General features: G+C 60.2%; 10 protein-coding genes. 1 reads left to right on the top strand and 9 read right to left on the bottom strand.

Annotation, left to right across the window (positions count from 1 at the left end):
• Window positions 1–256: 256 nt before the first annotated feature.
• The 9 genes from JUI81_RS23565 to JUI81_RS23525 form a co-directional block, all read right to left on the bottom strand.
• The gene (locus JUI81_RS23565; RefSeq protein WP_204125159.1) at window positions 257–3,817 is read right to left on the bottom strand and encodes a glycosyltransferase; all 3,561 of its coding nucleotides are present in this window, start codon (window positions 3,815–3,817) and stop codon (window positions 257–259) included.
• 94 nt (window positions 3,818–3,911) lie between these two features.
• A complete protein-coding gene (locus JUI81_RS23560; RefSeq protein WP_204125158.1) occupies window positions 3,912–5,477 on the bottom strand; it encodes a flagellar hook-associated protein 3 in 1,566 nt (521 codons plus the stop codon).
• A 13-nt stretch (window positions 5,478–5,490) separates the two neighbouring features.
• The gene (gene flgK / locus JUI81_RS23555; RefSeq protein WP_204125157.1) at window positions 5,491–7,551 is read right to left on the bottom strand and encodes a flagellar hook-associated protein FlgK; all 2,061 of its coding nucleotides are present in this window, start codon (window positions 7,549–7,551) and stop codon (window positions 5,491–5,493) included.
• A 23-nt stretch (window positions 7,552–7,574) separates the two neighbouring features.
• A complete protein-coding gene (gene flgJ / locus JUI81_RS23550; RefSeq protein ID WP_204125156.1) occupies window positions 7,575–8,873 on the bottom strand; it encodes a flagellar assembly peptidoglycan hydrolase FlgJ in 1,299 nt (432 codons plus the stop codon).
• An 11-nt stretch (window positions 8,874–8,884) separates the two neighbouring features.
• Window positions 8,885–9,973, bottom strand: a complete 1,089-nt coding sequence (locus tag JUI81_RS23545; RefSeq protein WP_032831038.1) for a flagellar basal body P-ring protein FlgI — start codon at window positions 9,971–9,973, stop codon at window positions 8,885–8,887.
• A 27-nt stretch (window positions 9,974–10,000) separates the two neighbouring features.
• Window positions 10,001–10,696: a flagellar basal body L-ring protein FlgH gene (flgH, locus tag JUI81_RS23540; RefSeq protein WP_019579544.1), complete on the bottom strand. Its 696-nt coding sequence runs from the start codon at window positions 10,694–10,696 to the stop codon at window positions 10,001–10,003.
• Between the two features lie 52 nt (window positions 10,697–10,748).
• Window positions 10,749–11,534 (bottom strand): flagellar basal-body rod protein FlgG, encoded by a 786-nt coding sequence (flgG, locus tag JUI81_RS23535; RefSeq protein WP_018929947.1) that lies wholly within the window; start codon window positions 11,532–11,534, stop codon window positions 10,749–10,751.
• Between the two features lie 45 nt (window positions 11,535–11,579).
• A complete protein-coding gene (locus JUI81_RS23530) occupies window positions 11,580–12,320 on the bottom strand; it encodes a flagellar basal body rod protein FlgF (RefSeq protein WP_026286705.1) in 741 nt (246 codons plus the stop codon).
• 247 nt (window positions 12,321–12,567) lie between these two features.
• Window positions 12,568–14,130, bottom strand: a complete 1,563-nt coding sequence (locus JUI81_RS23525; RefSeq protein WP_019579542.1) for a sigma-54-dependent phenylalanine hydroxylase transcriptional regulator PhhR — start codon at window positions 14,128–14,130, stop codon at window positions 12,568–12,570.
• A 281-nt stretch (window positions 14,131–14,411) separates the two neighbouring features.
• Here JUI81_RS23525 and phhA point away from each other — a divergent pair, with 281 nt between their 5' ends.
• Window positions 14,412–15,197: a phenylalanine 4-monooxygenase gene (phhA, locus tag JUI81_RS23520; RefSeq protein WP_018929945.1), complete on the top strand. Its 786-nt coding sequence runs from the start codon at window positions 14,412–14,414 to the stop codon at window positions 15,195–15,197.
• The last annotated feature ends 32 nt before the right edge of the window (window positions 15,198–15,229 follow it).

Genomic DNA, 15,229 nt, shown 5'->3' with positions numbered 1-15,229 from the left:
TCTTCACACGGCGCGGCAGCCCCTCAAAGGGTCGGCGAACCATCAGATGCACATCATTTACCCGCAGCCACTGGGCCATTCACGCCGTATGCGGTGAAGGTTTTATGGCGATATATGAGGGACTTGCAGGAAGTGAGCCAATTGCACAGGGCAAAAAAAATCGCAGCCTTCCGGCAGTGCCCACAGGTGTAAATACATCCCTGTGGGCACTGCCGGAAGGCTGCGATCCTTTGATGGTTAGAAGGTAATAACAGAATCAGTCCGGCAACCAACCCCACAACCAGTGGTTCAAATTGTCGCCCCGCAGCATGAAATCCCGATGAACCGCGTCGCGCAGTTCATCACCCATGCGGTAACTGGCGTCCGGGTCGGCCAAGTGCATGCGGATCGCCTGCAGCCATTCGTCCGTGCTGTTGCTGTAGACCCTGGTGCATGGCAAGTGGCCGCGATAGGCCTCGGTGTCAGTGCAGATCACCGGGTAACCGCAGGCGCCGTACTCCAGCAATCGCAGGTTGCTTTTGCAATCGTTGAAGATGTGGAACTCCAGCGGAGCCAGTGCCAGATCGAGGTTCAGGCTCGCCAGTTTGAACGGGTAACTCTGCAAGCCTACGGAGGAATGAAACTCGTGAATATAGGGGCGCAAGGCGTCGGGGCACATGCCGAAGAACACCCACTCGACTTCGTCCGCCAGCTCGCGCACCACCTCGGCAATGATCTCCAGGTCCCCGGTGTGACTCGTGCCGCCACCCCAGCCAACACGCGGCTTGCCGGAGGTGCGGCGACGGCTGGTCAGCGCTGCCCAAGGATCCGGCGACAGCATGTTCGGCACCACGCGAATGTCGTTGTGCATGCTCGACAAGACATCGGCCAACGGTGGTGTGGTGACTACCAAGCGGTCGCACAGACCGATGCCTTCGCGCAGCATCTGTTCGATGTTGGCCGGCTGGTTGCGGGCATGAGCGTTTTTCTTCGGTGCGCTGACGATGTAGTCGTCGAGTTCGAAAACCCGCAGGGCGCTGGAATACTTTTTCATCCGCAGAATATCGCCGGCGGAGCCTTCGCTGTAACGTCCTTGCAGGACGATGGTGTCCGGGGACAGACGCTCAATCTCCATGATCGACGGCGACTCATGAGCCACCCGTGAGATCACTCGCGCGGTGGATTCGAGTTCCGCCAGTGGCGCGATCACCCGGTAGTGACCGACGGCAGTGTTGTTGACCGGAAGACCGAGAATCAACGGCAATGCCCGGGTGCAGAACGGGTTCCAGTTGTTGCGTAGCGAAGGCTCCAGACTGAAGCTGGAAACCCCAAGACTCAGTGCCGGGCTGTAGGCCGGATCCCTGGCGATCTTCGGCAGCCATCTGCGATAAAAGGCGTCCTGTTCATGCTCGCACAACTCCAGCGTCGACTCCTCGCCTTCCGGAGCCAACACCACACTGGAGTATGGCGTCCAGACCACCAGGTAGCCGTTATTGTTCGCCCGCAGGCACAAATCGACATCGCCCAGGCTCTGGGCAAACGTCGCCTCATCGAGCTGCCCCAGGCTGTCAAAAACTTCCTTGCGAACCATCAGGCAGTGGTCACTGACCGCGCTCCAGTTCTGGGTCACGTGCAACCGCTGCATGTAGCCACGAGAGCCGGCAGCTTCCCCAACAAATGGCGAACCGGCCGCCCCCGCCAACCCGAGGATCAACCCGGCGCTGACGATCGAACCCTGCGGGCTGAGAATCCGGGCACCGACCACCCCCACTTCGGGACGCTGTGCGTGGTTGAGCAATTCGTCCAGCCAGTCGCTGTCGCGGATCACCGTCCGGGGGCTGAGCAACAGCAAGTATTCGCCGTGAGCCAGGCTCGCGGCGAAGTTGCGGATCGCTGCGTCATTGGCGTCACCGGCGTAACGCAGCACCCGCAACATCGCGGCACCCAGCTGCGTCATGGCAGCCAACCAGTCGAGCATCGCCGGGTCGTCAGTACCGCTGTCGACGATCAGGATTTCGTACTGGGTGTAGGCCGTGCGCTCGATCAAACCTTCGGCGCAACGCTGCAACGCGTGAAGCGAATCACCGGTCCGGACGATGATCGACACCAGCGGACGCGCCTCATGCCGGTAATCGATGCGATTGATCAGTGGCAGCTCTTCGTGACGGACAGCGTGCGCGACGCCGATACGCTCCAGGTGCGCACCGATCATGCCAGCATTGTTTTCGATGACTTCGGGTAATGACAGCCAGTCGGAAAAGGCCAGACTCGACTCCACCTGAATCTCGGCGATGTGCTCGATGGTCTGCGGACCAACCTCTTCCACCAGACGCCACATCAGGTCATGGGGTGCCAGCTCACCGTGAGCCGGGTCAAACCCGCCCAACGCCATGAAGTGCTGACGTTCAAAGGCCAGGGCTCGGCCGACGTAGGGGTAGGCGCGCATCAGGTCGAGGTTGAAATCGGGCTTGAATACCGGATCGATCGACTCGCCGTCGACCCGCGCGCCCTCGTCGCTGTAGACACAGAGAGCGCCCGCGGAACCGGTAATGCGCTCTGCCAGAATCAGCAGAGCGGATTCACGCAAGGTGTCGCCGGCCCGCAACAGATAAAACCAGTGAGCACCTTCCAGTTGCGGGACCACGGCATTGAGCTGTTGCACCCAGTTCGACTGAAACGGCAACTGCACGATTCGATCATCAGCATCACAGTGCGCATCGGATAGCACCACCACCGCCTGAGGCGCATACAGCTGAGCACCGATGCTCTGCAATGTGGTTTTCAACGCTACGCTGTCAGCACCGCTGTCAATGACAATCGGCACGATCTGCGGGCGGAAGGCCCAGCTGTCGATGCGCTGCGGCATGAGCCGCTGTTCGACTGCCGAGAACCTGCGGATCGCCAACCATTCGCGATAGAAGTCGGCGTAACTTTCGCTCTCCCCACCCACTCGACCATTGACCACCGTGCTGCGGTTACCGAGGATGTGCGTCACATACAACTCTTCCCAGGCGTGGGGTTGATGAGTGACTTTGCTCAGGTCGATATAGCGAACCCATCCCTTTGCCGGCGCCGATTCGCCACTGCGTACCGCGAGCATCTGCGCCAGCCAGCTCCACTCGAGCGCTGCCGCCTTGAGCATCTCAGGGGTCCGGCTCAATCGCTCTGTATACAGACGCTCGGTGCTCAGCACGGTGCTGAGTGACACCAGATTAGCGCGGCGCATCAGGCACACGAACAAGGCGAAATCGAGCATGGCGAGGAACCCGGAGCCGTCCTGGATCAAGGCTGGCAACAACTCCAGCACATCAGCGCGACGCATCAGGCTGGAGCTGAAATTGCCGAGGAAATTCTTTGGCGTGCCCTCGAAAATCGCCAGCATATCGTCGCCCTTGAGTAACGCATCGGTCGGACAAAAGCGGCTGTTGCCCACCCGCGACGGCAACAGAAAATTTCCGGCATCGCTGAGCATGCGCAGGCCAAACACCAGATTGACGTCGGGGTGATCGATCAACACCTGGGCCTGCAAGGCAACGCTGGGCGCAAACAGTCGATCGTCATCGCACAGCACTTTGATGAACTCGCCCCGGGCTTCTTCGACGCAACGCAGTACGTTCTTCTGTAATCCCAACCGCTGCGAGTTACGCAAGTAGCGAACCGGATGAACCGACTCGGTAAAGCCCTGCACAATGCGGCGGATTTCATCGTCGGGCGAGTCGTCACAGATGACGATCTCGACATGCTCATAGGTCTGGGAGAGCGCACTTGCCAATGCCTGACTGAAGAAGCGCGGGTTGTAGGCAGGGATGACGATGCTGACGAGGGGACGTTGATTCACGGCGGGAAGCTCTCGAGCGGCGGGCCTCTATCCTTTCAGGCAGAGGCCCCGGAACCGCTTAAAAAAGTCGGTTGGCAGCTCGGCAGACGCCGGCTCAGACCTTGTTGAACAGGCCCAACTGAGCAATCTTGCTGAAGGCCAGTTGTGAGGCCTGTAACATGGTTTGTTGCAAGGTCAGACGGGTCATCACTTCAGCCGGATCGGAATCGCGGATCGACGATTGGGTCTGGGCATTGGCCAGCTTCAGGCTCTGGTTGGTATCGCTCTGGGTGTCCAGGGCTGCACCGCGCCCACCGACAGAACTCAAGGCACTGGACAGTTGATCAGTGCCGCTGGCCAGGTTGGCAACACCGGAAGCCAGTGACGCTTGCAGTTTCTGTGTGGCAATCGCATTACCGTTGGTTGGCGTATTCAGTGCGGTTTTCAACTGGCTCACGGTGTCCAGAATGTTCTGGGTTTCGTGAGTATTGACCGCGATGCTGAACTGATCGTTGGCAGCCGGCGTACCGGTCAGGGTGAAGCTCACACCCGATGCGGTGGCGACGCTACCGGCCATGGTTCCGGTAGACACCGGCTTGCTGCTGGCCGTCAATGGCGCTGCGTACAGTTCGAAGGCAGTGGCACTGGTGAACTTCAGGATCGCCGAACCGCTAGGAAAACTGGCGTGGTAATTCACCGAGTTAGTGATGCTGCTGGCAGTTACCTGCGACGTCGAAGGGTTGCCCGGGCTGCCGGTTGCGCTGAGGGTGTCCGGCTTGGTCGCCAGGGTGAAAGTGTGGCCAGGCAGCACAGTCGCGGCCGTATCACCCGCGCTCAGATTGATATTAAGGGTCAGTTCGACGCCACGGAATGTGACGGCCTGGCCGGCCTTGCTGGCAGGATCGAATGCTCCGCCCTGGCTGGCTTCGGCGGTCACGTCGTTACCGAGCGAATCAGTGATTTTCAGCTGGGTGCCGCTGACGAAGTCCACGGTGTATGGCTCACCACTGCGGAACTTGCTGTTGTAGGTAACGCCCGAAGATACCTGGCCATTAGACAGGGTCACGCGACCGTCATCCACCGCCGGCGCGGTCATGGTGACCTGGCTGCGGCTGGTGTTGATCGCCTGCTGGAACGCATCCCAACCGGTGCTGTTGGTGGCCATCGACATGGTGTCGCCGATTGCCAGGTCAAGCGTCACCTGGTCACCGTTGTAGCTGTAGGTGCCATCGTTGTTGCGGGTGAACGGCACAGTGTCGCCCTTGGAGCCGGCGAAGATGTATTTGCCATTCTCGTCCTTGCTGTTCATCAGGCTCAGCAGCTGCTCTTCGATCTGCCCCAACTCCGATGCGTTGGCCTGGCGGTCGGCGTCGGTGTAACCGGCGTTACCGGCACCCACCGCCAGTTCCCTGGCGCGCTGCAATACGTTGCCAATGCTGCTCATCACCGCTTCGGTGGTGCCCAGGGTCCCCTTGATGGTCGTGGCGTTAGCCTCGTACTGATCGAGCATCGAAGCCTGCTGACCCAATTGCAGCAGACGCGAAGCGCCGACCGGATCATCCGCCGCGGTATTCACGCGAACCAGGCTGCTGGCCTCTTCGCTGCTCTTGACCACGTTGGAAAAGTTCTTCTGATAGTTGGCAGCAGAGGACTCGTAAAACTGGGCGGTAGAAATGCGCATGGGCTACGACTCCTTAAAGACTGTTGATCAGTGTGCTGAAGATTTCCTGCGCAGCCTTGATGATCTGCGAAGAGGCGGTGTAGTACTGCTGATACTTGACCAGATTGCCGGTTTCCTCATCGAGGTCGACACCCGACAGCGAATCACGAGCACCCTTGGCATTGGCCAGGATGGCGGTGGTCGCGGCACTGTCGAGCTTGCCTTGCGCGGCCTTGGCGCCGACGCCTTCGACCAGTTTGCCGTAGGCGTCAGTCAGGGAAATGCCTTTGCTGGCGGAACCGGTATCCACGGTCTGCTTGGTCTGCAAGCCGGCCAGTACGGTGCCGTTGCGGTTGTCCAGCGTGCCCGGCTGGCTGAGCGATACGTTGATCGCGGTGCCGTTACCTGGCGAACCGGCCACGGTCATGTCAAACGACACAGTGCGCTGCACGATGGGCGGTCCCGGATCATTGATCGCGGCACCGGTGCCGTCGACCAGCGGAATGGTCAGGCTCAGCGTATTGTTCTGGCCCGGCACAATAGTGCCGCTGCTGAGCGAGTTACCCTGGGCATCGAGCATTTGGTAAGTCTGAGTCGTACCACCGGCCGCACCGAACACGATCTTGACCGGCGTCGACGTCTTCAGGCCGTTCTGGAGCGTGGTGGTGGTCGCCGTGTCGTAGATATCGAACTTGGTGGTCAGGGTCGGTTGACCGCTGGCCGGAATCGTCAGTGTGCCGCTGCCGCCCGCTGCAATGGCCGCGCCCAACGGTGCCGCGATGGCCAGACGTTTGGAGTCGGTCATCTCGGTCTTGATGTTGGTCGCCGCGTTGCGGGTCGGGGTGATCTTGAACGTGTCGCCGGCGGCTGCTGTGCCACCGGAAAGTGTCATGGAGAAACCATCGATCACCGGCGGTGGCGTGGTCAGCGTGCTGAACGCGCCCATGGCGGTGCCTTCAGGCAGACGCTGCACGGTGTAGTTGGTGGCGCTGGTGAAGGTGACCTTGTAATCGTTGATAGTCAGCTTGCCGCTGTCCTCGATGCTCACATCGAAGTTGCCTGAGCCGGCGCTGTTGCCGACCGTGGCAACGCTGCGCTGAGCCATTTGCGCTGCGGTGTTGATGCTATTGAACAGGTTCGAGCCGAAGTCACCGTTCTTGTCGATGCCCTGGGCCTGGACAGTGTTCATCTGATCGGCAACGACCAGCGCCACACGCCCCAGTTCATTCATGGCCGGGTCCAGCACGGTGCTGCGATAACGCAGCAAGCCGCCCATCTCGCCACCGGTCATCACCGAGGTGATATCGATGGTGCTCGAACCTCGATTGAGCTGAATGGCCGAACGCGACGGATCGTCTTTACTCGGCACCACTTCCAGCTTGCTGGCAGTGCTGCCCATGACCAGCGGCTGACCGCTGCCCAGGTAAATGTCGAGGTTACCGTCACGCTCGATCACTTGCGCACCGGTGAAGGTGGACAACTGGCGCACGGTCTCGTTGCGCGCGTCGAGCAAGTCGTTGGGCTGGCCGCCGGCGTTGGAAACTTCGGAGATCTTCTGGTTCAACTGGGCCACGGTGGCCGCCAGTTTGTTGACCTGATCGGCCATGTCCGCCAGGTTGCCGTTGATGTCCGCATTCTGCGCGGTCAACTGGCTGGAGATCGAGTTGAAACGGTTACTCAGGGCTTGCGCATCGCTGAGCAGCAGTTGGCGGGAAGCATCGTCACCAGGTTTCGCGTTGACGTTCTGTACCGAGGCGAAGAACTTGGTCAGGGCGCCGTTGAGGCCGGTGCCGCTGTCCGACAGCAACTTATCGAGCGGGCTGATCTGTCCGGCATAGGCAGCCGAGTCGCTGTTGAGCGAGGTGGTGGTTTGCAGTTGCGCATCGAGGTAGCTGTTGTACACCCGACGCACATCGGCCAGGGTCGTACCCGTGCCGATGTAGACATTACCGAACTGATTAGAGGCCTTGCTGCCCTGCACGGTTTGCTGACGCGAGTAGCCTGCGGTGTCGGCGTTGGCAATGTTGTTACCGGTCACCATCAACGCGCTTTGGCCTGCGGATAAACCCGACATCCCGATGTTGAGCAAACTCATGATTCAAACCTTATGCCTTGTGCCTATAAAGGCGTAGTGGAAGCGCCCGCTGCAGCGTAGTTTTGGTAACTCGTCATCTGCTTGGCTATCTGCGAAATCTTGCTCGCGTAATCCGGGTCGGTTGCATACCCGGCTTTTTGCAACTCGCGTACAAACTGTTCTGGGTTATCGGCCGACTTCAGCACATCTTGATAGCGATTGTTGCTTTGCAGCAGCGTCACAAGGTCATGGAAACTGTCCTTGTAAGAGGCGTAGGAACGGAACTCGGCCGTCTCCTTGACCATCTGGCCATTTCTGAATTCGCTGGTGATCGCCCGCGCCGAATCGCCCTTCCAGTTACCACTGGCCTTGATCCCGAACAGGTTGTGGCTACTGCTGCCATCCTGGGCGCGCATGACCGATTTGCCCCAACCGGTTTCCAGGGCGGCCTGAGCCACCAGGTAACGCGGATCGACACCGATACGGTCGGCGGCTTCTTTGGCCATTGGCAGCATGGTGTTGACGAATTCGTCGGCGGAACTGAAGGCTTTCTTCGCTGGCGCCAAGGGGATTTGAGCCATGGCACGACCATAAATCTGCAGGCGCCCGCTGGAGGTCGTATCCGTTTGCGAAGCCAGCCAATCGCCGTTGTACAGCGGGCCGGAACCGGTCGCGGTGCTCGGCGGCACCTGGATTTTGTTCTGCGTTGCGATGGCGGTTGTCGCCGTGGTCGATGCCGATGGCACCAGCCCTGCGAGCAAACGGTCGGCCAGTTTCGGTGGCAGCGCCAGACGCCGCTGATTGATCAGCGCCATGTCGTTGCGGTGTGCGCCCTCGCCCGCACCTGCCGGCGTCCTCACCGCGCGTGAAGCCCACAATGGGCGCTCGCCGTTGAGGCGCGACAGCGGCCCATTGGTGGCAACCGTACCGGCGGCAATCGGTGTTTCCACGGCGGCCTTCGCGGCGGCTTGCTTGGCGGCAGACGCTGCAGCAGCCTCACCCGGTGCCAACGGTTTGTTCTTCGACATCTGGCGCATCAGCACGTCAGCCAGACCAATACCGCCACCTTCGCGGGACAGGGAAACGGCCAACTGCTGGTCGTACATTTCCTGGTATTGCTTGGCTGCCGGCGTGTTGAGCGGATTATCCTTGCCCAGCGCTTCGGTGGCCGAGCGCATGGACTTGAGCATTTCACCGAGGAACAGCGACTCGAATTCCTGCGCCACTTTGCGCATGTTCGCATCGCTGTTCTTGTCGCCGACCTTGAGCTGGTTCAAACGATTCAGGTCCGAGTAAGAACCCGAATCGCTGCTGCTGACCAGACCGCTTTTGCGCATATCCATGATCGCCGTCCTCAGATCACGATCAGGTCGGCTTGCAACGCGCCGGCCTGTTTCAACGCTTCGAGGATCGCCATCAAGTCACCCGGCGCTGCGCCGACCTGGTTCACCGCACGAACGATCTCGTCGAGGGTGGTGCCCGGGCCGAACTTGAACATCGGCTTGGCTTCTTGCTGAGCGTTGACCCGCGAACGCGGCACGACCGCCGTCTGCCCGTTGGACAGAGGGCCGGGCTGGCTGACGATCGGGTCTTCGGTGATGGTCACGGTTAGGCTGCCGTGGGTCACGGCGGCCGGGGAAACCTTGACGTTCTGGCCAATCACGATGGTGCCGGTGCGCGAGTTGATGATGACTTTCGCCACCGCCTGGCCCGGATCGACTTCGAGGTTTTCGAGGATCGACAAATAGTCGACCCGCTGGCTCGGATCGAGTGGCGCAGTCACGCGGATCGAGCCGCCATCGATGGCCTGAGCGACGCCAGGGCCAAGCATGTCGTTGATCTTGTCGACGATGCGCTTGGCCGTGGTGAAGTCCGAACGGTTGAGGTTCAGGGTCAGGCTGTTGCCCTGATTGAAGCCGCTCGGTACGGCACGCTCGACCGACGCACCGCCGGGGATGCGACCGGCCGACGGAACGTTGACGGTGATCTTCGAACCGTCACGACCTTCGGCATCGAAACCACCGACCACCAGATTGCCCTGAGCGACGGCGTAGACGTTGCCATCGATACCTTTGAGCGGCGTCAACAGCAAGGTGCCGCCGCGCAGGCTCTTGGAGTTACCGATGGACGCTACGGTGATATCTATCTGCTGACCCGGCTTGGCGAACGCTGGCAAATCGGCGCTGATCGACACGGCCGCGACGTTCTTCAATTGCACGTTGCCGGAACCTGGCGGCACCTTGATGCCGAACTGCGAGAGCATGTTGTTGAAGGTCTGCAGGGTGAATGGGGTCTGGGTCGTCTGGTCACCGGTGCCATTAAGCCCGACCACCAGGCCATAGCCGATCAATTGGTTGGAACGCACGCCGGAAATACTGGCGATGTCCTTCAGCCGTTCGGCTTGAGCATCGAAGGCCGCCGTCAGCAACAGGACGCCCACCATAAGGCTTTTCAGATTCAACGTAGCCACCTAGAAAGGGAACAGCGGGCTGAGGAAGAAACGGTCGAACCAGCCTGGCTGACTCGCATCGGCAAACGCACCGGTGCCCGAATAGGTGATGCGTGCATCGGCGACGCGGGTCGACGACACGGTGTTATCGGTGGCGATGTCATCGGCACGAACGAGGCCGGCAATCCGTACCAATTCGTCACCGGTGTTGAGAGTCAGCCACTTCTCGCCGCGTACAGCGATGATGCCGTTGGGCAACACGTCGGCAACGGTCACAGTGATCGAGCCGGTCAGGCTGTTGCTCTGACCGGACTTGCTATCGCCCTTCGTTGAGCGGTCGGCGCTATAGCCGGCGTTCAGACTCAGGTCGTTGCCACCGACCGGATTATTGGTGGTCAGGCTGGAGCCGAACAGCGAGGTCAGGCCGATCTTGTTGTCGCTGTTCTTGTCCATCTGCGAGTTGGCGTTCTTGCTCGCCTGGGTGCGCTCGTTCAGGGTGATGGTGATGATGTCACCGACCCGGAACGCCTTGCGGTCGCTGTACAGGTTCTGTTCGAAACCGGCCTGGTAGATCGAGCCGTTATTGGCGGCAGCCGGCAGCGGCGTGCGCGGCAACACCGGGGCGTAGTAAGGGTCATTGGGCTTTGGCGTCGGACCGACGCACCCCGCCAGCGCGGCGACCCCACTCAGTGCCAGAACAGATACGAAGCGATTCATGACCCTACCTCACGGTGTTGCAGGCGACCTCATGGCCGCCTCATAGACTTGATTACAGATTCTGCGTTACGAACGAGAGCATCTGGTCGGCGGTGGAGATCACTTTGGAGTTCATCTCGTAGGCGCGCTGAGTGGTGATCATGTTGACCATCTCTTCAACGGTGCTGACGTTGGACGTTTCCAGAGTGTTCTGCAGCGTGGTGCCAAAACCGGCCAGGCCCGGGGTGCCGACTTGCGGCGCGCCACTGGCAGCGGTTTCCAGGAATAGGTTGTTACCCACCGCTTGCAGGCCGGCCGGGTTGATGAAGTCGGCGGTTTGCAGGTTGCCGATCACCTGGGAGGCGGGGTTGCCGGCAACGGTGATGGACACGGTGCCGTCACGACCAACGGTGAACGTCTGGGCGTTGTTCGGAATGACAATGGCCGGCTCCAGGGCAAAGCCGCTGGCGTTGACGATCTGGCCGTTGGAATCCAGGTGGAAGGTACCGTCACGGGTGTAGGACGTGGTGCCATCGGGCTGCAGGATCTGGAAGAAACCGCGACCGTCGATGGCCATGTCCAATGGCTGCTCGGTGGTTTGCAGGCTGCCGGCGGTGAAGTTTTTCTGGGTGCCGACGATGCGCACACCGGTACCCACTTGCAGACCCGACGGCAGTTCGCTGTCCTGGGTCGACTGGGCGCCTGGCTGGCGTTTGATCTGATACAGCAAGTCCTGGAACTCGGCGCGGTCACGTTTGAAACCCGTGGTCGATACGTTCGCCAGGTTGTTGGAAATGGTGGTGAGGTTGGTGTCCTGGGCGGACAGACCTGTTTTGGCAACCCATAGAGCCGGAAGCATTCGTTTCTCCTCGTGCGCCTGTTTTACGGCGCGACGTTCTGATAATTAGCTGATCTGCAAGACCCGAGCCATGGCCTGGTCATCGTCTTTGGCGGTGTTCATCATCTTGATGTGCAGCTCGAACTGCTTGGCCAGCGCCAGTACCGAAGTCATTTCTTCCACGGCATTGACGTTGCTCGACTCGAGAAACCCAGACACCAGTTTGACGCCGGCATCGGCTTGCGCCGGCTTGCCGTCCTTGGTGTGGATCGAACCATCCAGGCCTTTGGTCATGTTCTTGAAGTCCGGGTTGACCAGCTTGATGCGGTCGACTTCGGCCATCACCCGCGGGCCCTCGCCCATCGCACGGATGCTGACGGTGCCGTCTTCGCCAACTTCGATCTGCTGCTCGGGCGGCACGGCAATCGGCCCGCCATTGCCCATCACCGGCATGCCGTTGCCGGCGCGCAGTACGCCCAGCGCGTCAACGTTCAGGCTACCGGTGCGCACGTAGCTTTCACCGCCATCGGGGTTTTGCACGGCGATCCAGCCGTTGCCTTGCACCGCGACATCGAGGTCGCGACCGGTTTCCACCAGGGCGCCCGGGGAGAAGTCGGTGGCCGGACGTTCGCTCATGGCAAACGCACGCGCCGGAAAGCTGTCACCAAACACCGGCATCGAACGGGCCTGCTCCAGGTCCTTCTGAAAACCATTGGTAGAGATGTTCGCCAGGTTGTTGGCATGAGCCTTCTGCGCCAGTGCATTCTGGCTGGCGCCGGTCATTGCCACATAAAGGTACTTGTCCACACTCTTTCCTCTGCATGCCGGACGTTTGCCGCCCACCGCTGTACTGCTGAGCCATAAGCAATTTGCAGACCAACTTTTTTCTGGCGGCGCCGGGCCCGGCAAACAAAGGACTTGAGGGGTTTAGAGAGGATTGGGGGAATGAATCGAAGACGAAAAACCGGCGGTGTCATGCCGCTTACGGCAAGCATCGACCTTTGCAGTCAACACAGAACTCTGTGGCGAGGGGGCTTGCCCCCTCGCCACAGGTTTAAACACCCGGCTCCTTGCCGACCTCATACTCGCGCAACTTATTGGCAATGGTGGTATGGGAAACCCCCAGTCGCTTGCCCAGTTGCCGACTGCTCGGATACTCGGAATACAAGCGCTCCAACACGGCTTTCTCGAAGCGCCCGACAATCTCGTCCAGCCCACCCTCGAGGGAGAAATCGCCAAGCGGCTGACGCACGCCGTAGTCCGGCAGACGAATGTGCTCGGCTTTGACGGTGCCGCCCTCGCACAGGGAAACCGCCTGAAACAGCACGTTTTCCAACTGCCGCACGTTACCCGGCCAGTGATAGTGACTGAGCCGTTCCATCGCCGCCGGCGCCAGTTTCGGCAGTGGGCAACCGATCTGTCGACTGGCCTGATCGAGGAAGTGTTCCACCAGCGGCGCCAGTCCATCGAGGCATTCGCGCAGCGGCGGGATGTGCAGCGAGAGCACGTTCAAGCGGTGGTACAAGTCCTGGCGAAACTCACCGCGAGCACACAGCTCGGACAAGTCCACCTGAGTCGCGCAGATCACCCGCACATCCAGATAGACCTCTTCATCGCTGCCAACACGACGGAAGCAACCGTCCTGCAGAAAGCGCAGCAATTTCACCTGCAAGCGCGGGCTCATTTCGCCGACGCCATCGAGAAACAACGTACCGCCCGCCGTCAGCTCCAGGAGCCCGAGCTTGCCTTCGGCCCGCGCCCCTTCGAAGGCGCCGGGGCCGTAGCCGAACAATTCAGTCTCGGCCATGGACTCAGGCAGGCCGGCGCAGTTGAGCGCCATCAGCGGTGATTGCCCACGCGGGCTCGCCAGGTGACAAGCCCGCGCCAACAACTCTTTGCCGGTGCCGGTTTCGCCTTCGATCAATAGCGGCGCATCCAGTGGTGCCATGCGCCGCGCTTCGCGAACCACCGCCGCCATCACTTTCGAACTTTGGAAAATGCTGTCGAAGCCGCGCAACTCCTGTTTGCGCACGTTATAGATGCGCTCGCCCACCCGGTCCGCCCGGTGCAGCGTCAACACCGCACCGGCCATGGCCTCGCTTTCGTCATGCTCCGATTGCAGCGGCGCGATGTCGGCGAGAAACACGTCACCCTTGACCTTCACCCGCAAGCCGTTGATCCGCGACTTGTTGGCGCGCACCAGTTCCGGCAAGTCGAAGTCTTCGGCATACCGCGACAACGGAATCCCCGGCACCTCATCTACCCGCACCCCGAGCAACTGCGCCGCCGCACGGTTGGCCGCGACGATGGAGCCGCCCATGTCGATCGACAGCACCGGAAACTCCAGGGCACCGAGCAAGGCATTGAGCTCCATGTGCCGACGCTCGCTGGGCATCAGCCCTACACGCTTGACGCCGAATACCCCGCCAATCGCCTCGAACTTGGGCCGCAACGCCTGGAACTGAATGTTGATCAGGTTCGGACAGTGCAGATAGATCGCATTGCCATGCTCACCACCCACCTCGCCGCGGGCGACGTTGATCCCGTACTCGACCAACAGGTTGAGAATGTCGCGCAGGATACCGATGCGGTTCTGGCAGTGAACTTTGATACGCATATAAAGGCCCGTAACAGGGGTGATCGAGGCCCGACGCAAGGAAATTTCTGCGCGAACGCCAAGTTAGTCGTCAAGATTATGTGACACCCGTGATCCATTTCAAACACGGAAATATCAATACTTACGCCACAGCAGCAAAACCGTAACGAATACTTTACGAAAAGCATGGATTTTTCCTACATGGCGCGCGGATCACCTGCTGCAAAGTCGCACACCTTGGCGTATCTCTAATTCCAGAGCAGGACATAAAACAAGAACGTATCCCCTAGCAGGAGAGCAGTATGAAGCAGACGCAATACGTGGCTCGCGAGCCCGATGCGCAAGGTTTTATCGACTACCCCGCTGAAGAACACGCGGTGTGGAATACGCTGATCACTCGCCAACTGAAAGTGGTCGAGGGTCGTGCATGCCAGGAATACCTGGACGGTATTGAAAAACTCGGTCTGCCCCACGACCGCATTCCGCAACTCGGTGAAATCAACAAAGTCCTCGGTGAAACCACCGGCTGGCAAGTTGCCCGGGTGCCCGCGCTGATTCCCTTCCAGACCTTTTTCGAATTGCTGGCGAACAAGCAGTTTCCGGTGGCGACCTTTATTCGTACCCGCGAAGAGCTGGATTACCTGCAAGAGCCGGACATTTTCCACGAGATCTTCGGCCACTGCCCGTTGCTGACCAACCCCTGGTTCGCCGAATTCACCCACACCTACGGCAAACTCGGCCTACAGGCTTCCAAGGAAGAGCGCGTGTACCTGGCGCGTCTGTACTGGATGACCATTGAGTTCGGCCTGGTCGACACACCGCAAGGCCTGCGCATCTATGGCGGCGGCATTCTGTCCTCGCCGAAAGAAACTGTTTACGCCCTGTCGGACGCACCTGAGCATCAGGCCTTCGACCCACTGGAATGCATGCGTACGCCGTACCGCATCGACATTCTGCAGCCGCTGTACTTTGTCCTGCCGAACCTCAAGCGCCTGTTCGATCTGGCCCACGAAGACATCATGGGCATGGTCAAACAAGGCATGCAGCTTGGGTTGCACGCACCGAAATTTCCGCCAAAAGCTGCGTGACCCGCGACTTTTGGCATCAAGTGAGTCTGTTA

It is taken from the genome of Pseudomonas sp. 008, assembly GCF_016861935.1.
In the GTDB taxonomy this organism is placed as follows: Bacteria; Pseudomonadota; Gammaproteobacteria; order Pseudomonadales; family Pseudomonadaceae; genus Aquipseudomonas.
Note: the sequence above shows the minus strand (reverse complement) of the source record. Positions and strands in the feature narration are given on the sequence as shown.

Bases quoted from the DNA above. Each gene is read 5' to 3' on its own strand.
- JUI81_RS23560 (WP_204125158.1), bottom strand. From the start codon at position 5,477: ATGCGCATTTCTACCGCCCAGTTTTACGAGTCCTCTGCTGCCAACTAT.
- flgH (WP_019579544.1), bottom strand. From the start codon at position 10,696: ATGAATCGCTTCGTATCTGTTCTGGCACTGAGTGGGGTCGCCGCGCTG.
- JUI81_RS23525 (WP_019579542.1), bottom strand. From the start codon at position 14,130: ATGCGTATCAAAGTTCACTGCCAGAACCGCATCGGTATCCTGCGCGAC.
- phhA (WP_018929945.1), top strand. From the start codon at position 14,412: ATGAAGCAGACGCAATACGTGGCTCGCGAGCCCGATGCGCAAGGTTTT.
- flgJ (WP_204125156.1), bottom strand. From the start codon at position 8,873: ATGGATATGCGCAAAAGCGGTCTGGTCAGCAGCAGCGATTCGGGTTCT.
- flgK (WP_204125157.1), bottom strand. From the start codon at position 7,551: ATGAGTTTGCTCAACATCGGGATGTCGGGTTTATCCGCAGGCCAAAGC.
- flgG (WP_018929947.1), bottom strand. From the start codon at position 11,534: ATGCTTCCGGCTCTATGGGTTGCCAAAACAGGTCTGTCCGCCCAGGAC.
- JUI81_RS23545 (WP_032831038.1), bottom strand. From the start codon at position 9,973: ATGGTGGGCGTCCTGTTGCTGACGGCGGCCTTCGATGCTCAAGCCGAA.